Source organism: Nocardia sp. NBC_00508 (assembly GCF_036346875.1).
In the GTDB taxonomy this organism is placed as follows: Bacteria; Actinomycetota; Actinomycetes; order Mycobacteriales; family Mycobacteriaceae; genus Nocardia.
Genome location: NZ_CP107852.1, coordinates 3,530,852 through 3,547,752, shown reverse-complemented (window position 1 = coordinate 3,547,752; position 16,901 = coordinate 3,530,852). Strand labels below are relative to the sequence as shown.

The 16,901-nt window shown below is 67.0% G+C and carries 16 protein-coding genes; 9 read left to right on the top strand and 7 right to left on the bottom strand.

Going from position 1 to position 16,901, the window contains the following annotated elements:
• Window positions 1-65: 65 nt before the first annotated feature.
• The 7 genes from OHA40_RS15805 (at window position 66) to OHA40_RS15775 (ending at window position 8,952) form a co-directional block, all read left to right on the top strand.
• On the top strand, window positions 66-533 hold the full coding sequence (locus OHA40_RS15805; RefSeq protein WP_014980860.1) for an FHA domain-containing protein FhaB/FipA: 468 nt from the start codon (window positions 66-68) through the stop codon (window positions 531-533).
• Entirely contained in the window at window positions 530-2,014 is a 1,485-nt protein-coding gene (locus OHA40_RS15800) for a PP2C family protein-serine/threonine phosphatase (protein WP_330233789.1), read from the top strand. The genes OHA40_RS15805 and OHA40_RS15800 overlap by 4 nt, the downstream gene beginning before the upstream one ends.
• Window positions 2,014-3,498, top strand: a complete 1,485-nt coding sequence (locus OHA40_RS15795) for an FtsW/RodA/SpoVE family cell cycle protein (RefSeq protein WP_330233788.1) — start codon at window positions 2,014-2,016, stop codon at window positions 3,496-3,498. Before OHA40_RS15800 ends, OHA40_RS15795 begins: the two co-directional genes overlap by 1 nt.
• On the top strand, window positions 3,495-4,961 hold the full coding sequence (locus OHA40_RS15790) for a peptidoglycan D,D-transpeptidase FtsI family protein (protein WP_330233787.1): 1,467 nt from the start codon (window positions 3,495-3,497) through the stop codon (window positions 4,959-4,961). The genes OHA40_RS15795 and OHA40_RS15790 overlap by 4 nt, the downstream gene beginning before the upstream one ends.
• 37 nt (window positions 4,962-4,998) lie before the next feature.
• A complete protein-coding gene (locus tag OHA40_RS15785) occupies window positions 4,999-6,507 on the top strand; it encodes a protein kinase domain-containing protein (protein WP_330233786.1) in 1,509 nt (502 codons plus the stop codon).
• Window positions 6,504-8,396, top strand: a complete 1,893-nt coding sequence (gene pknB / locus OHA40_RS15780; RefSeq protein ID WP_330233785.1) for a Stk1 family PASTA domain-containing Ser/Thr kinase — start codon at window positions 6,504-6,506, stop codon at window positions 8,394-8,396. The genes OHA40_RS15785 and pknB overlap by 4 nt, the downstream gene beginning before the upstream one ends.
• Before the next feature lie 136 nt (window positions 8,397-8,532).
• Window positions 8,533-8,952, top strand: a complete 420-nt coding sequence (locus OHA40_RS15775; RefSeq protein WP_330233784.1) for a CBS domain-containing protein — start codon at window positions 8,533-8,535, stop codon at window positions 8,950-8,952.
• A gap of 230 nt (window positions 8,953-9,182) precedes the next feature.
• Here the strand turns inward: OHA40_RS15775 and OHA40_RS15770 are convergent, their stop codons facing one another.
• Window positions 9,183-9,863: a RibD family protein gene (locus tag OHA40_RS15770; protein WP_330233783.1), complete on the bottom strand. Its 681-nt coding sequence runs from the start codon at window positions 9,861-9,863 to the stop codon at window positions 9,183-9,185.
• A complete protein-coding gene (locus OHA40_RS15765; RefSeq protein ID WP_330233782.1) occupies window positions 9,860-10,504 on the bottom strand; it encodes an aminodeoxychorismate/anthranilate synthase component II in 645 nt (214 codons plus the stop codon). Before OHA40_RS15765 ends, OHA40_RS15770 begins: the two co-directional genes overlap by 4 nt.
• A 96-nt stretch (window positions 10,505-10,600) precedes the next feature.
• Between OHA40_RS15765 and crgA the strand changes: the two genes are divergently transcribed.
• Window positions 10,601-10,864, top strand: coding sequence for a cell division protein CrgA (gene crgA / locus OHA40_RS15760; protein WP_067469491.1), 264 nt, complete (start codon window positions 10,601-10,603; stop codon window positions 10,862-10,864).
• Window positions 10,865-11,001: 137 nt separating this feature from the next.
• The gene (locus OHA40_RS15755; protein ID WP_330233781.1) at window positions 11,002-11,436 is read left to right on the top strand and encodes a PH domain-containing protein; all 435 of its coding nucleotides are present in this window, start codon (window positions 11,002-11,004) and stop codon (window positions 11,434-11,436) included.
• Window positions 11,437-11,509: 73 nt separating this feature from the next.
• On the opposite strand, the gene OHA40_RS15750 is transcribed toward OHA40_RS15755, so the two are convergent.
• The 5 genes from OHA40_RS15750 to OHA40_RS15730 all read right to left on the bottom strand — a co-directional run bounded on the left by OHA40_RS15750 (window position 11,510) and on the right by OHA40_RS15730 (window position 16,864).
• Window positions 11,510-12,382: a rhomboid family intramembrane serine protease gene (locus OHA40_RS15750; protein ID WP_330233780.1), complete on the bottom strand. Its 873-nt coding sequence runs from the start codon at window positions 12,380-12,382 to the stop codon at window positions 11,510-11,512.
• 4 nt (window positions 12,383-12,386) lie between these two features.
• Window positions 12,387-12,914, bottom strand: coding sequence for a peptidylprolyl isomerase (locus OHA40_RS15745; RefSeq protein ID WP_330233779.1), 528 nt, complete (start codon window positions 12,912-12,914; stop codon window positions 12,387-12,389).
• 333 nt (window positions 12,915-13,247) lie between these two features.
• Window positions 13,248-14,096: an ABC transporter permease gene (locus OHA40_RS15740; protein WP_330233778.1), complete on the bottom strand. Its 849-nt coding sequence runs from the start codon at window positions 14,094-14,096 to the stop codon at window positions 13,248-13,250.
• Window positions 14,093-15,112, bottom strand: a complete 1,020-nt coding sequence (locus OHA40_RS15735; protein WP_330233777.1) for an ATP-binding cassette domain-containing protein — start codon at window positions 15,110-15,112, stop codon at window positions 14,093-14,095. Before OHA40_RS15735 ends, OHA40_RS15740 begins: the two co-directional genes overlap by 4 nt.
• A gap of 825 nt (window positions 15,113-15,937) precedes the next feature.
• Window positions 15,938-16,864 carry an acyl-CoA dehydrogenase family protein gene (locus OHA40_RS15730; protein ID WP_330233776.1) on the bottom strand — a complete coding sequence of 309 codons (927 nt, stop codon included), beginning with the start codon at window positions 16,862-16,864 and terminating at the stop codon, window positions 15,938-15,940.
• Window positions 16,865-16,901 lie beyond the last annotated feature (37 nt).

Sequence of the window (16,901 nt, the reverse complement as noted above, 5' to 3'; positions counted from 1 at the left end):
TGGTGGGGGTGGTCGAACCGCACCTACGGCACCGACGTACACGGTCGAACAGGAGGTGGAGCGCCGTGCAGGGACTGATCCTGCAACTGACCCGTGCGGGGTTCCTTCTGCTGTTGTGGTTGTTCGTGTGGGCTGTGCTGCGCACGTTGCGCAGCGACATCTACGCGGCATCCGGCATTCGGATCCAGCCCAGGGCCGCACGCGGTTCCGCGGTGCTGCCGTCCTTCAGCCGGGGCCAGAAGGGCGCCAAATTTCTTGTGGTGACGCAGGGTTCACTGGCCGGCACCCGCATCTCGCTCGGCACTCAACCGGTGCTGATCGGGCGTGCGGACGATTCCACGCTGGTACTCACCGATGATTACGCCTCGACCAGACATGCGCGGCTGTCTCCGCGTGGTGACGACTGGTACGTGGAAGACCTCGGCTCGACGAACGGCACGTACCTCGATCGCGCGAAAGTCACGACCGCGGTCCGAGTTCCACTCGGCACGCCTGTCCGTGTCGGCAAAACAGTGATCGAGCTGCGATCGTGACACTTGTTCTCCGCTACGCAGCGCGCAGCGATCGCGGTCTCGTCCGAGGCAACAACGAAGATTCCGTGTACGCGGGCGCACGACTGCTCGCACTCGCCGACGGTATGGGCGGCCACGCCGCGGGAGAAGTCGCGTCCCAGTTGATGATCGCCGCGCTGGCCCACCTCGATGACGACGAACCGGGCGACGACCTGCTCGGCAAGCTCGACGCGGCGACCCGCGAGGGTAACGCCGCCATCGCCGATCAGGTCGAGGAGGAGCCCGAACTCGACGGCATGGGCACCACGCTCACCGCAGTCCTGTTCGCGGGCAAGAAACTCGGCCTCGTGCACATCGGCGACTCGCGCGCGTATCTGCTGCGCGGTGGCGAGCTCACCCAGATCACCCGGGACGACACGTTCGTCCAGTCGCTGGTCGACGAGGGCAGGATCACGCCCGAGCAGGCGCACACGCACCCGCAGCGGTCGCTGATCATGCGTGCGCTCACCGGAAACGAGATCGAGCCCACGCTGATCATGCGTGAGTCGCGCGCCGGGGACCGGTACCTGCTGTGTTCCGACGGCCTGTCGGACGTGGTCAGCGACGAGACGATCGCGAACACGATGCGCGAGGGCACCACCGACGAATGCGCCGATCGGCTCATCGAGCTCGCGTTGCGCAGCGGCGGTCCCGACAACGTGACCGTCGTCGTGGCCGACGTCATCGATCTGGACTACGGCCAGAGCCACCCGATCGTTGCGGGCGCCGCCTCCGGCGTGGACGAGGACACGCCACCGCCGAACACGGCCGCGGGCCGCGCCTCCGCGCTGCGTCCGCCTCGTTCCGCGCCGCGCCGGGCAGCCGCCGCGCCGGAGCCGCCCGCCGAGAAGTCACGGCGGCTGCGGTGGATCGTGCTCGCGTTGGCGCTGGTCGTCGCCGTCTGCATCGGACTCCTGGTCGGGTACAAGATGATCCGCAGCAACTACTACGTCGGAGCCAACGACGGCTCGGTGGTGATCCTGCGCGGCTTGCCCGGATCCATCCTGGGTTACTCGATCCACGACGTGAACCTGGTCGGCTGTGTGACCCGCAACGGTGAACTCACCCTGGCCGAGCCGGGCAAGGACCTGCCGTCCTCGTGCAAGCCGCTGAAGGTCAGCGATCTGAAGCAGACCGGCCGCGATCAGGTGGACAAGGGGTTGCCGCCGGGTTCGCTGGACAAGGCCAAGGACGCGATGACCTATCTCGCCCAGCGAGAGCTGTTGCCGCCGTGCCCGGCCAAGGAATCGGCGCCGCAACCGGGGGTGCTCCCGCCGGCCGAGCCCGCGCCCAACGGCGCTCCTCCCGCCCCGGCGTCGCCCGCCCCTGCTCCGGCGCCGGAGCAGGGTGACGCACGCGGCACCGAGGTCAAGACACCGACGAAGTCGGAGGCTCCTGCCTCGCCGTCGAGCACGTCGCCGAACCCCCAGACCGCGGGGGAGAACTGTCGGGTGACGGACTGATGTCCGCACCGGCACCGCCGCCGGCTGGAGCCTTTCCCAGTCCCCCGGGCGGCTTCGCTCCCGCGCCACCGCCGAGCACCAGACGAAATGTCGAACTGTTGCTGCTCGCCGCGGCGGCGGTGATCACGACGGTGTCCCTCTTCCTGGTGGAAGCCAGTCAGGAACAGTCGATCACCTGGGATATCGCCAGGTACGGTCTGGCGTACCTGGCGTTGTTCGGGATCGCGCACTTGGCGGTGCGGCGCTTCGCTCCGTTCGCCGATCCGCTGCTGCTGCCGATCGTCGCGTTGCTCAACGGTCTCGGGCTCGTGCTGATCCATCGGCTCGACCTGGCCGATCAGCAGACCGCCGCCTACAACTCGTGGGCGATTCCCTCCCCCGACGCCACGCAGCAGATCCTGTGGACGGCGCTGGGCACGCTCGTGTTCATCACCCTGCTGATCGCTCTGAGCGACTACCGCACGCTGGCTCGGTACAGCTACACATTGGGCCTGATCGGCCTTGTCGCACTGGCCATTCCGGCCATCCTGCCGAGCAAGTTCTCCGAGACCAACGGCGCGAAGATCTGGATCCGGCTGCCCGGGTTCAGCGTCCAGCCCGGCGAGTTCGCGAAGATCCTGCTGATCGTCTTCTTCGCCTCGGTGCTGGTCGCCAAGCGCGAGCTGTTCACCGCGGCAGGCCGCCACGTGCTCGGCATGGAATTCCCGCGCGGCCGCGATCTCGGCCCCATCCTCGCGGTCTGGATCGTGTGCATCGGCGTACTGGTGTTCGAGAAAGACCTCGGTACCTCGCTGCTGATCTTCAGCACCGTGCTGGTGATGCTCTACATCGCCACGGAACGGGTCGGCTGGCTGGTCATCGGCGGCGGGCTGCTCGCGCTGGGGTTCTTCTTCGCATACCAGTTGTTCGGCCACGTCCGGGTCCGGGTGGAGACCTGGCTGCACCCGTTCGACGACTACAACAACACCGGCTATCAGATCTCGCAGTCGCTGTTCGGGCTGGCCACGGGCGGTCTCGCGGGTACCGGCCTTGGCAGCGGCAGACCCAACCAGGTGCCCTTCGCCAAGACCGACTTCATCGTCACCACGATCGGCGAGGAACTCGGGCTGATCGGGCTCACCGCGGTCCTGGTGCTGTTCCTGGTGTTCGTGGTGCGCGGGCTGCGCACGGCGCTCGCGGTGCGTGACAGCTTCGGCAAGCTGCTCGCGGCCGGCCTGTCGTTCACCATCGCGATCCAGTTGTTCGTCGTCGTCGGCGGTGTGACCAAACTGATTCCGCTGACCGGTCTCACCACACCGTTCATGTCCTACGGCGGCTCCTCGCTGCTGGCCAACTACGCATTGCTGGCTCTGCTGATCAAGATCTCCGACGCCGCCCGCGCGCCCGCTCCGGTGCGCAAGAAGGAACCGGCGCCGATCGCCGACGCGCAGACCGAGTTTCTGCGCCGCGACGCGGGACGACCGGAAGCGGGGGCCGCGATATGAACACTCCACTACGGCGAGTCGCGGTCGCGGTGATGGCGATGGTCGTCGCGCTGCTGGCGAACGCCACCTACGTTCAGGTGATCAAGGCCGACGACCTCCGCTCCGACCCGCGCAACTCGCGGGTGCTGCTGGACGAGTACTCCCGCCAGCGCGGGCAGATCTCGGCCAGCGGCACCGTGCTGGCCAGCTCGGTGGCGACCGAGGACCGCTACAAGTACCTGCGCACCTATCCGACCGATCCCGAGGCTTACGCACCTGCCACCGGTTTCTACTCGATGCAGTACGGCAGCACCGGTTTGGAGCGTGCCGAGGACTCGGTGCTGAACGGCTCCGACAACAAACTGTTCGGCAGCCGCCTCGTCGACCTGGTCTCCGGCCGGGATCCGCGCGGGGGCAACGTGCTCACCACGCTCAACCCGGTGATGCAGCAGGTCGCCTACGACCAGATGACCAGCAAGGGCTACACCGGCTCGGTGGTGGCTATCGAGCCGAGCACGGGCAAGATTCTCACCATGGTGTCCACGCCGAGCTATGACCCGAACCTGCTGTCGGGGCACGATGGTGCGCGCGGCACCCAGGCGTGGGAAACCCTGAGTGCGGATCCTCGCCATCCCATGTTGAATCGCGCTATCTCACAGACCTATCCGCCCGGATCCACATTCAAAGTGGTGGTCACCGCCGCCGCGCTGGCCAACGGCACCGCGACCCCCGACGACCAGTTCACCGCGGCACCGAATATCGAGCTGCCCGGCACCACCACCAAGCTGGAGAACTACAACGGCTCCACCTGCGGCCCCAACCCCACCGCTTCGCTCTTCGAGGCGTTCCGGCGCTCGTGCAACACGGCCTTCGCCGAACTCGGCGTCAAGATCGGCGCGGCGAATCTCGAGGACGAGGCCGCCGCGTTCGGCGTCGGCCCGCACCGCGGCATCCCGATGCCGGTGGCGGAGAGCACCGTCGGCCCCATCCCCGACAACGCCGCGCTGGCCCAGAGCAGCATCGGGCAGCGGGATGTCGCCTTGACCCCGCTGCAGAACGCGGTCGTCGCGGCAACCATCGCCAACGGCGGCGTCCGCATGGAGCCCTACCTCGTCGATCAGCTGCAAGGCCCGGATCTGAGCGAGCTGTCCAAGACCAAGCCGGTCTCGGTCGGCCAGGCGGTCAGCGCAGAGGTAGCGTCGACACTGACCAACCTGATGATCGCGTCGGAGAGCAATACCGCCGGAGGTGGCCAGTCCCGCTATCAGATCGCGTCCAAGACCGGCACCGCGGAGCACGGAACCAACCCGCGCCAGACGCCGCCGCACGCTTGGTACATCGCGTTCGCCCCCGCGCAGAACCCGAAGATCGCCATCGCGGTGATCGTGGAGAACGGCGGGGACCGGGCGCTTGCCGCGACCGGCGGCTCGGTGGCCGCGCCGGTGGCTCGCGCGGTCCTGGACGCGGGTCTTCGAGGGGGCTGAACGATATGGATGTGCGAGTGAAGGTACGGGGACCTCGATGCTGAACAACGGTGCGATGATCGCCGACCGGTACCGGCTGCAGCGACTGATCGCGACCGGCGGCATGGGCCAGGTCTGGGAAGCCCTGGACACCAGGCTCGACCGCCGAGTCGCGGTCAAGGTGCTGAAATCGGAGTTCTCGGCCGACCCGACGTTCCGGCATCGGTTCCGCACCGAGGCGAAGACGACCGCCCAGTTGAATCACCCCGGTATCGCCGGGATCTACGACTACGGCGAGACGATCGACCCGCAGGGTGGCGAGACCGCCTATCTGGTCATGGAGTTGGTCCAGGGCGAGCCATTGAACACCGTGCTGAACCGGCTCGGCAGGCTGTCCGTGGCCCAGGGCCTGGACATGCTGGAGCAGACCGGGCGCGCGCTGGAGGTGGCGCACCGTGCGGGCGTGGTGCACCGCGACGTGAAGCCGGGCAACATCCTGGTCACGCCGACCGGTCAGGTGAAGATCACCGACTTCGGCATCGCCAAGGCGGTGGACGCGTCACCGGTGACCAAGACCGGCATGGTGATGGGCACCGCCCAGTACATCGCGCCGGAGCAGGCGGTCGGCGAGGACGCCACCGCGGCCAGTGACGTGTACTCGCTCGGCGTGGTCGGTTATGAGGCGCTCGCCGGGCAGCGGCCGTTCATCGGCGACGGCGCGATCACCGTGGCGATGAAGCATGTCCGCGAGGCCCCGCCGCCGATGCCGGCCGACCTGCCCGGCAACGTGCGTGAGCTGATCGAGATCACGATGGAGAAGGACCCGGGGCGTCGCTACGCCCGCGGCGGCGAGTTCGCCGACGCCGTCGCCGCCGTGCGCGCGGGCCGTCGTCCACCGCCACCGAGCGGCGCTCATCCTGGAGCACCGATGACCGGAGCCACCCGGGTGTTGCCGCCCGGCCCGACGGCCGTGATCCCCTCCACACCGCCCGATTTCGACGGTGCGACGGTGCGCTACTCGACGCCCGCGGCCGGGACGGTCGGCGCGGCAACACGTGCCGGTGCGGCCGCGGCTCCGGCGACCATGCTGAGCCGGAGCGCCGACGGCAATCAGCCGCCCGGCGGCAAACGGTTCACCTCGACGCAGAAATGGTTGGCCGGGCTCGGCATCGGCTCCGTGCTGCTCGGCGCGATCACGATCTTCCTGCTGTTCGGCGGCGATACGAACCCGGACTCGACGCCGTCCCCGACCTCGACGATCGCGCCGAATCCGAAGCCGATCCCGCCGGTGGTCACCACAACCCCGAAGCCCGCGCCTCCGCCGGTGGTCACGACGGTCCCGGAACCGACGACCACCGAGCCGACGACCACGACCCCGGAGCCGACGACGACCACGCCGACCACCACCACGGCACCGAGCACGACGACGCCGACGACGACCACGCCGACTACTACCACCCTGCCGCGCGTTCCGACGGTCCCAATACCATTTCCGGGGATCCCCGGTGCCCAAGGCCCCACGGCCAGCCGCAGCGGATCCGCTACTTCTCCGCAAGGACAGCCATGACGACCCCGAAGAATCTCTCCTCACGCTACGAGCTGGGCGAGATCATCGGGTTCGGCGGCATGTCCGAGGTGCACAAGGCGCGCGATATCCGGCTGAGCCGGGACGTGGCGATCAAGGTCCTGCGAGCCGATCTGGCCCGCGATCCCACGTTCTACCTGCGGTTCAAGCGGGAAGCGCAGAACGCCGCCGCGCTCAACCACCCGGCTATCGTCGCGGTCTACGACACCGGCGAGGCCGAATTGGACGGCGGTCCGCTGCCGTACATCGTGATGGAGTACGTGGACGGCGACACACTGCGCGATATCGTGCGCGGCAAGGGTCCGCTGCCACCACGCCGTGCGATGGAGGTCGTCGCGGATGTCTGTGCCGCATTGGATTTCAGCCACAAGGCCGGGATCGTGCACCGCGACATGAAGCCCGCGAACATCATGATCAACCGATCCGGCGCGGTGAAGGTGATGGATTTCGGCATCGCCCGCGCGATCGCCGACAGCTCGAACCCGATGACGCAGACCGCGGCCGTGATCGGCACCGCACAGTATCTTTCGCCGGAGCAGGCCCGCGGCGAGACAGTGGACGCCCGCTCGGATGTCTACTCCGTCGGCTGTGTGCTGTTCGAAATCCTCACCAGCGAGCCACCTTTCACCGGTGACTCGCCGATCGCCGTGGCCTACCAGCATGTGCGGGAGGATCCGCGGCTGCCCTCGCACGTGCTCCCGGGCGTACCGCGCGAACTGGACTCGGTCGTGCTCAAGGCGATGAGCAAGAACCCGGCCAACCGCTACCAGACCGCGGCCGAGATGCGCGCCGACCTGATCCGGGTGCTCGGCGGCCAGAAGCCGAGCGCCCCGATGGTGATGACCGACGAGGATCGCACCACCATCATGGGCGCGGACGAACCCGCACCGCGCAGTTACCGCACCATCGAGCGCAACGACGACACCGCCGAACAGGAGCCCGCCGACCCGGACGGCCAGCGCCGCACCGCCTATATCGCGCTCGGTGCCGCTGCGGCGATCGCCGTGGTGATCGCGCTGTTCTGGGTGTTGATCGGTCCGGGAAGCCGACCCGACCAGGTCGCGGTTCCCGACCTGGCGAACAAGTCCGCCCAGCAGGCGCAGGACGCGCTGCAGAAACTCGGATTCACGGTGGCGATTCAGCAGAAGCCCGACGGCAAGGTCGCCACGGGCAATGTGATCGCCACGCAGCCGCTCGGTGGTTCCAGGATCGACGAGGGAAGCACCGTCACAGTCCAGGTTTCCAGCGGACCAGCGCAGGTCCAGGTGCCGAGACTGGACGGGCTGACCCAGCAGGATGCCGAGCAGAAGCTCAACTCCATCGGGTTGCAGATGGATCCGAACGTCGAACGCAAGCCCTCCAGCCTCCAGGACACCGACAAGGTGATCGGCACCGATCCCGCGGCAGGCTCGCGGGTCGACGCGGGCCGGACCATCATGGTCATCATCGGTGCGGGCCCGGAGAAGGTGCGAGTTCCCAATGTGATCGGCCAGTCGATCGACGTCGCGCAGCCGAATATCGAGGGCGCCAATTTCAAGGTTCAGATCCAGGAAGTCGCCTCGTCCCAGCCGAAGGGTGAGGTGATCGGCACCAAACCCGCTGGTGGTTCGTCTGCCGACAAGGGATCGACCGTGGTCCTCCAGGTGTCCACCGGCGACCAGATCAGCATGCCCGAGATCAGGGGCCTGACACCCACGCAGGCGGTGGACAGGCTGCGCCAGAGCGGCTGGACCGGCAGCCTCTCGCAGATCAGCCAGACCACAGTGTTCGATCCGGGCAATGTCGGCCGCGTCGTGGCTCAGCAACCGTCGGCCGGCTCGTCAGTCGGCAAGAACGCCACCATCTCGATCACGACCGGGGCGATCGCCTGAGTCGCGAGCGCCTGCGCTCGGCGGCGGTGAGAGGTGTCGCCATCGGTATCGAGAAAACGAGACCATTCGGTGTGAACTGCGGGAGAATAAGGCTGCTTCATCCTAATCAGCTCAGCTGACCACAAGGAGGTAGCTCATGACCACTGCCAGGGACATCATGAAGCCCGGCGCACAGTGGATCTCCAAGGACGAGACGGTCGAACGGGCCGCCAACCTCATGGCCGAACTCGGCGTCGGATCCCTGGTCATCGCGGACGCGAACGAGCGGATGTGCGGCATCGTCACCGACCGCGACATCGTCGTGAAGTGCATCGCTCAGCGCAAATCGCCATCCAAAACGCGGGTGGAAGAACTGTGCGAAGCGACACCGCGGTGGGTCGACGCCGACGCCGACATCGAGGTCGTTCTCGACGAGATGGAAAGTAACCGGGTCAAGCGAATGCCGGTGATCGAGAACAAGCGGCTGGTCGGCATGATCAGCGAGGCGGATCTGGCCAGGCACCTGGACGACAACCAACTCGGCGAGTTCGTCACCGCCGTCTACGGACGTCCTTAGGTGCCGGAGTAATCCAGACGGTGCCCTTGGGACACCGCCGGTACAAGGATGGCTAAATTTCGACGGCGGCTGCCGTAGCTTCCGCACCGCCACCACCGATCACGAGATCTCGCCTGGCGATGACAACTCGAGGGATCTCGCTCCGCAGGATCGGTTGGTTTACGGCAGCCGCATCGAAGTGGTGTGCCGTCCGGGCACCGAGTTCCAGCGACGCCGATGCGGACACCTCGTCAGTCCGTATGGGCCTTCGGCAGATAACGCAGCACGGCGACATCGCCGACCTGGGTCACACCCGCCAGCCGCATCCTGCGATTCGGCGCACCGGGGTAGTCGGCGTCGGCGAGGAAGCGCGGCGCCGCGGCATCGCCGACCAGGATGGGAGCGACCGCGACATGCAGTTCGTCGGCCAGGTCGGCGGCCAGGAAGGCAGTATGGACGCGGGTGCCGCCCTCCACCATGAGGCGGGTGACACCGCGATGGCCCAGGTCGTCCAGTAACGCACCGAAATCGAGTTCCGCACCGAGGCTCACCACGTCCGCGAGACCGGTCAACCGATCGGCGAGTTTCGCCGCGCCCGCGGTGGTGGTGTAGACGAGCTTGCCGCCGCCGTGATGCCAGAAACGCAGCTCCGGGGCCAGGTCGGCGCTCGCCGACACCGTCACCTTGAGGGGATACTCTGGTTTGCCCGCAGCGACGCGCGCCGCTCTGCGGTCGGCGCTGTCTATGAGCAGGCGCGGGTTGTCCCTGCGCAGGGTTTGCGCGCCGACCAGGATCGCATCGGAGTCCGCGCGGACTTGGTCGACGCGATCGAAGTCCGCCGCGTCGGACAGTCGCAGGCGTTCGGGGCTCGCGTCGTCGATGTACCCGTCGATGCTGACCGCGACCGACAGCAGCACGTAGGGACGGGTCACTGCAACACCAGCGCGGCGACCTCCGCCTCGAGCCTTTGCACCAAGCCCTCGGCGGGACGCTGGCCGCATACGCCCAGCCAGTTCGCCAGCATGCGGTGGCCGCTCTGGGTCAGCACCGATTCGGGATGGAACTGCACGCCGTGGATGGGCAGCGTGTGATGACGCATCGCCATCACGATCCCGCTCTCGGTGCGCCCGAGTACCTCGATCTCCTCCGGCAAGGTGTCCTCGAGCACGGTGAGCGAGTGGTACCGCGTGGCAATGAATGGGTCGGGCAGACCGGCGAGCACACCGGCGCCGATGTGGAACACCTCGCTCGTCTTGCCGTGCAGCAGCTCGGGCGCCCTGGTGACGGTGGCGCCGAACGCCTCGCCGATGGCCTGGTGGCCCAAACACACGCCGAGCAGCGGAACACCGTGCTCGGCGCAGGCGCGCACCAACGGAATGCTGGCGCCCGCACGGTCGGGGGTACCGGGGCCGGGGCTGATCAGGATGCCGTCGAAGTCGCGTACAACCGCGTCCACGTCGGCCAGGTTCGGATCATCGTTGCGCCAGACGACAGCATCGACACCCAGCTGACCGAGGTACTGCACCAGGTTGAAGACGAAGCTGTCGTAATTGTCGACGACCAGAACACGCATGGCATCGAGATTACGTCCCCGCCCGCCACCGCGTCGCATCCATTACCAGTTGGGATAGCCTAGGGGCACGACCTGCACGCCGAATACGAGGACGTCATGCCCAAGTCGAAGGTCCGTAAGAAGACCGACTACACGATCAACCCTGCCAGCCGGACCCCGGTCAAGGTGAAGGCCGGGCCGTCTCCGGTCTGGTATGTCGCCATCATGCTCGGTTTTATGCTCGCCGGGCTGATCTGGCTGCTCGTCTACTACCTGGCAGCCGAACAGATCAGTTGGATGAACGACCTCAACGCATGGAACTTCCTGATCGGCTTCGGCCTGATGGTGGTCGGCCTGATCATGACCATGCGCTGGCGTTGACGCCACCAGCACGGACGCGGATTACAGACGTGTCATTCATGCACATCTGTGGATGAGCCTGTGGACAACTCGAGGAGCGATTGGGGATTGCCTTGACTCCGGAGCCTCAGGATTCCGGCCCGCGCGAAGAACCGCGCATGGCGTGGACCACCCCGACTCCCGCGCTCGTGGCGGTCACGGTGGGCGGCGTCGCCTTGGCCGTGGCCGCGGTTCTCAGCACCGACGCGCCAAGCCGTCTGCTGGTCGGGCTGGCCGCCGTCGGCCTCCTCGCTCTCGCCGGGCTCGGATTCCGGCAGCGACCGCGCCTTTCCGTGCAGTCCGGCGCGCAGCCGCGTCTGATGGTTCGCACGCTGACGGGAGCGGATGAATACGCCCCTGACCAAATACTCCGTGCCCGCGTGGTGGGCTACCGCCGCCTCGGTCGCAAAACTCCGATGCTGGAACTCGACGTGGAGCGCGACGGCGCGGAGCGACTGCTGATCTTCGGCCGCTGGGATCTGGGTGTCAATCCCGAGGTCGTATACCACGAGCTCGTCGCGGCACTGCGCCTGTCGGAGGACAAGACCCGCTGATTCCGCGCCGGAACGGCCTTGCGCGCTTGTCGATAGCCGCACGCCCATGTTTCACGTGAAGCGAATTCCTGTGTCAGGCAGCCAAAGCGACCGCGCTGACGCCCACCGCCGCCAACGCCGCAACCGCGACCACCGCCACGGCCACCCAGCCGACCAGCCGCGCGGTGTCCTGGGATTTCACCCGCAACCACGCAGGCAGGAACAGGATGCCGAGCGTCGCCAGCGTGCCCGCCGCCAGACCGCCGAGGTGTCCCCAGAGCGAGATGCCGGGTAGCGACAAGCTGATGAATACGTTGATACCGATGATGATGAGCATCTGATTCGGGTTCTGCCGCAACCGGATCAGGATGACGGTGATGGCGCCGAACAGGCCGTACACCGCACCGGACGCGCCCGCGGTGAGACTGTGCTGCGCGAACAGCATCACCCCGGCTGAACCGCCCAACAGCGAGACCAGATACACCGCCAGATAGCGCAGGCGCCCGAGCACCAGCTCGGCATCTCGGCCCACGACATACAGCGCGAACATATTGAGCAGCAGATGGATCGGACCGTAGTGCAGGAAGCCGGAACCGAGCACTCGCCACCACTGGCCGTCCGCGACCGCGGGGGCGAACAGCACCCAATCCAGGAATAACGCCGAGCCTCGCTGGTTGTCCATCAGGCTCTTGGCTTGAGCAGCGGTGATCGCGTAGATCACCACGTTGATCGCGATCAGCGCGTAGGTCACAGTGGGCATCGGCGACCGGGCCGCCGGTGCGCCCGAGACCGTCCGCACCGGCGGAACACTTCGCTGATCCTGGCGCAGACAGTCCACGCAATGCTGGCCGACCGCCGCCGGGCGCAGGCACTCCGCGCAGGAGGGCCGGCCGCACCGCGTACAGGCCAGGCCGGTCGGGCGATTCGGGTGGCGGACGCACGTCGGTGCGGGCGACTGAGGATTCATAGTCTCATTCGATCGTGATCTTGGTGATGACGACGGGCTCCAGCGGGCGGTCGTCGCGATCGGTCCTGGTGGCGGCGATCGAGTCGACAACCTTGCGCGAATCGAGGTCCACGACTTCGCCGAAGATCGTGTGCTTGCGGTTGAGATGCGGTTGCGGGCGGACGGTGATGAAGAATTGTGACCCATTGGTGCCCGGCCCCGCGTTGGCCATCGCCAGCAGGTAGCCGCGATCGAAGCGCAGTTCCGGATGGAACTCGTCACCGAACTCGTAGCCCGGGCCGCCGCGACCGGTGCCGGTGGGATCGCCACCCTGGATCATGAAGCCGGACATCACCCGATGGAACAGGGCGCCGTCATAGAACGGGCCGGTGTTGCCGCCACTGGCATTCGCTGTGGTGTACGTCGCCGAACCATCGGCGAGGCCGACGAAATTGCGGACCGTCCTGGGAGCGTGGTTGCCGAAAAGCGAAACTCTGATATCGCCGTGATTCGTGTGCAGCGTCGCCACGGAGGTCTGGTTCGGTGAGGTCACGCCGCCCATCGTGCCACGGTTGGCGACGCCGCCGCGGAACTGGGCCGGACCCGGCTCTGAGCTGGGCCTCCTGCACGAATCGCCGGGCTGTGCCAGAGTGGTCCAATGACCTCGGGGCGCCTACATGTCTCTTCGCGTTCACGTAACCGGCTCATCGTCGCAGCTGCCGTCGCGCTGGCGGGTGCCGTGGCCTATCTGGCCCGCACTCGGCGGCCCCAGCAGCCGCAACCCGCCCCCGTGCCGCCTCGAATCGGATACTCCCGCAATGGCTCCGCGCCGGCACCCGTCGCGGGCGCCGGCGCGGAGCGGGATCGCTGACGCGGGACCAGCGGCTCAGCGGCTGACCGTCTTCTTGTACTGACGCAGAGCCAGCGGCACGAACACCACCAGGATCACCACCACCCAGGCCAGCGAGGTGGTCACCGGGTGCTGGAGCGGCCAGGCATCCTGGGTCGGCGCCAGCGGACTGGTGTTGCCGAACAGGTCGCGGGTGGCCTGAGTGAGTGCGGACACCGGGTTCCATTCCGCGATCACGCGCAGCACGGTAGGCAGCTTGTCACTGGGCACGAACGTGTTGGCGATGAAGGTAAGCGGGAAGACCACCATGAAGCTGGCGTTGTTGAACACCTCCGGCGCTCGCACCAGCAGACCCACCACGGCCATGATCCAGGACACCGCGTAGGCGAACAGCAACAGCAGTACATAGGCCAGCACCGCGTCCAAGAACGAACCGCGGATCCGCCAGCCGACCGCCAAGCCGGTGAGCGACATCACCGTCAGGCTGACCACGTTGATCACCACATCGCTGATCGTGCGGCCGACCAGCACCGCCGACGACGCCATCGGCAGCGAGCGGAACCGGTCGATGATGCCCTTCTGCATGTCCTCGGCCAGGCCCGCACCGGTGAAGGTCGCACCGAACACCACGGTCTGGGCGAAGATGCCCGCGATGAGGAACTCGCGGTAGCCGCCGGAGAGGCCGGGCACGTCGATTGCCGCACCGAAGACGTAGGCGAACAGCAGCACGAACATGATCGGCGAGAGCGTGGAGAAGATCAGGACGTCGGGTACCCGCTTGATCTTGATGACGTTGCGTTTCGCGATGGTCACGCTGTCGCTGACCACTATGGACAGTCGCTGGCCCAGCGAGGGCCGTACCAGGGCCGGGGCCGTCGCGGTCATCGAATCGTTCCTTCCGTAGCTTCCAGCTTGTCGCCCGCATTCAGCTTGTCGTTCGCCCTACCGCCGTCGGCGGGCGCTTCCGCCTGGTGGCCGGTGAGGGTGAGGAAGACGTCATCGAGCGACGGGCGCCGCAGGCCGACGTCGTGGATCTGGACGTTGTGCTCGGCCAACCTGCCGACCGCCTCGACCAGCGCCTGCGATCCATCGGCTACCGGGACGGTGATCCGGCGCAATCCGGGCTCGAGATGGATCTCACCGTCCGCCAAGGTCTTCAGCGCCGTCTCGGCCGTCATGAGATTGTCCGCGCGATCGACGGTGAGTTCGATGCGGTCACCGCCGACCAAGGTCTTGAGCTCGTCGGCGGTCCCCTCGGCGATCACCTTCCCGTGGTCGATCACCGCGATGGAATCGGCGAGCCGGTCGGCCTCCTCCATGTACTGCGTGGTGAGCAACAACGTGGTTCCGCCGGCGACCAACTCCTCGATGACGTCCCAGAGGTCCAGGCGCGCACGGGGATCGAGCCCCGTGGTCGGCTCGTCGAGAAACAAGATGGGCGGATTCGCGACCAGTGCGCCCGCCAAGTCGAGGCGGCGGCGCATACCGCCGGAGTAGCCCTTGACGGGTCGGTCCGCTGCGTCGGTGAGCCGGAATCGTTCGAGCAGTTCGCGTGCGCGTTCCTTACTTCGCTGCACGCCCATGTGATACAGACGTCCCACCATTTCCAAATTCTCGAAACCGGTGAGATATTCGTCCACCGCGGCGTACTGGCCCGACGCGCCGATGTGGGAGCGCAAGACTTGCGGATCGCGCAGCACGTCGATTCCCGCGACCGTGGCATGTCCGGCATCCGGCACCAGCAGGGTGGTGAGCACCCGGACCGTAGTGGTTTTACCCGCACCGTTGGGTCCGAGCAGTGCGGTGACGGTCCCCTCCGGGACCGTCAGGTCGAGTCCGTCGAGGGCCACCAGCTGGCCGTATCGCTTGACCAGACCCTCGGCGACTATTGCGTCGGGCATAATTCTCCTGAAGTTGAGTTCTCGATCTTGTTCCATACGACGCCAGGAGTCCGGGCGCCGACAATTCGCTGGATCGGGTGACCACCGATACTCGGGCCAGTATTGTCCCGGCCACCGACAAATTCATCCGAATTGTTCCGGGACGGCAACGGCTGGAACGCACGAGCGGCGCAAGAAGGCCGCATTCCGATCCAGTCGGTGCTCGGGGAGACCGGATCGGAATGCGACCGGTTCGATGATCCCGCGTGCCCGTGCGCGGGGCGTGCGTAGTGGACTACCCGAATGGACATGGACCGATACTCGGATCGCACACCGTCGAGCGCAGCGCCGCGACGCGAGCGGGTGCGCTCGGCCCGAGTTGTCGGCACTGTGGACACGAACAGATGTTCGCATCGGGGTACGACATGTACCGCGATGCGCGCGGCCCGAGGCGCGACAGCCCGGGCGCACCGACACGCGCGAATCCGGCACGGATTCGACTCTTGCGGCGACCTACCGGCACATTTCCCCTGCTGGACAGCGGGACGTCATCAGCTCGCTTCAGCACGAAATAGCCTGATTGCCAAGGGTTTTGACCTACGATGTGCCATCGGAAAGGAACGTCGAGAACAGTCGGTCGGGCACCAGCGGCGGCGATCAGGGGCTCGGAAGGTAAGGCCACCCGAAAAAACTTGGAAAGTGGCCGCCCCCACGCACACACAATCACGGATCATCGAGTAGCATCATTCACGTCGGCCCCTCCCCCCCGGGCCGACCTTACGCGGGCCTCGGCTAACTCCCCCCCTTCGCCGAGGCCCGCTCCCATTTCCAGACCAGGCGATACGCCTATTCCGGCTGGTCGGCATCCGTTTGCACGGTGCGCCACGCTGCGGTGAGTCGTTGCCCGCGCGCCCGCCCCGCCGTCGCCAGCAGTGGCCGGTCCCGCTCCCATCGCTGCCGTGTCGTGGGATCCACGGACTCCCACAGCGGGTCCAGGCCGACCAGCAGATCACCGAATAGTTCGAAGACCCCGCCGAGCGCGATGTGCACTCCCGGCGAACGCGGTGCATCGATATCCAGCCCGCGGACGGCGGCCACCGCGGTGAGCAGTCGCTGCAGGATCTCCCGCGGCCAATCCGATGTTCGGGCCACCCGCACCAGCCAGCCGAACGTGGCGGCGAGCACGTGGATGTCCTCGATCGTGCGAAATGGTTTGAGGTAATCCAGATATCCATCGCCGGGCAAGATCCGCGCGGGCACGTCGGTCAACCGCACCGAGGCGTGCGGGATCTCCGGCGCGAAAGCGAGAGCGGGGTGGTCGGTCAGGCGCACCCCGGTCGCTGCGTCGACCATGGTGGCGCGCAGCCGATTCCGCCCGTCGGGAGCCGTCCCGACGCTGGCGATCACCACCAGATGATGCGCGAAAGCGCCCATGGTCGCGAACGACTTCGTGCCGTTCACCAACCAGACGCCGTTCCGCTCGGTGAGCGTGGTCCGGATCGCGGAGGGATGACCGCCGCCCTCCTCGGTCGCGCACATCGCGACCAGCTCGTCGTCCGGCAGATCCGGGATCAGTGTCCGCAGCGCCTCCTGATAGCCGGAGAGGAACGCGAAACCGAGCCGGTCGGCGCCGAAGCCGCCCGCGATCGCGACATCGACCGGCCGATCGAATCGGTTCGCGGCCACCTGATGTCGCGTCCACGCGGCGGCGACGTCGTTCAGCGGCGCCGTCGCGACGGGCTCGGTCAGCAGGAAGTCGAGCAGAGAATCCACCTCAGCACCGTAACCGAGCGGCGGACCATCCTCGCGG

Coding starts and splice junctions, on each gene's coding strand:
- OHA40_RS15795 (WP_330233788.1), top strand. CDS start 2,014: ATGTCCGCACCGGCACCGCCGCCGGCTGGAGCCTTTCCCAGTCCCCCG.
- OHA40_RS15790 (WP_330233787.1), top strand. CDS start 3,495: ATGAACACTCCACTACGGCGAGTCGCGGTCGCGGTGATGGCGATGGTC.
- OHA40_RS15785 (WP_330233786.1), top strand. CDS start 4,999: ATGCTGAACAACGGTGCGATGATCGCCGACCGGTACCGGCTGCAGCGA.
- pknB (WP_330233785.1), top strand. CDS start 6,504: ATGACGACCCCGAAGAATCTCTCCTCACGCTACGAGCTGGGCGAGATC.
- OHA40_RS15775 (WP_330233784.1), top strand. CDS start 8,533: ATGACCACTGCCAGGGACATCATGAAGCCCGGCGCACAGTGGATCTCC.
- OHA40_RS15765 (WP_330233782.1), bottom strand. CDS start 10,504: ATGCGTGTTCTGGTCGTCGACAATTACGACAGCTTCGTCTTCAACCTG.
- crgA (WP_067469491.1), top strand. CDS start 10,601: ATGCCCAAGTCGAAGGTCCGTAAGAAGACCGACTACACGATCAACCCT.
- OHA40_RS15755 (WP_330233781.1), top strand. CDS start 11,002: ATGGCGTGGACCACCCCGACTCCCGCGCTCGTGGCGGTCACGGTGGGC.
- OHA40_RS15750 (WP_330233780.1), bottom strand. CDS start 12,382: ATGAATCCTCAGTCGCCCGCACCGACGTGCGTCCGCCACCCGAATCGC.
- OHA40_RS15740 (WP_330233778.1), bottom strand. CDS start 14,096: ATGACCGCGACGGCCCCGGCCCTGGTACGGCCCTCGCTGGGCCAGCGA.
- OHA40_RS15735 (WP_330233777.1), bottom strand. CDS start 15,112: ATGCCCGACGCAATAGTCGCCGAGGGTCTGGTCAAGCGATACGGCCAG.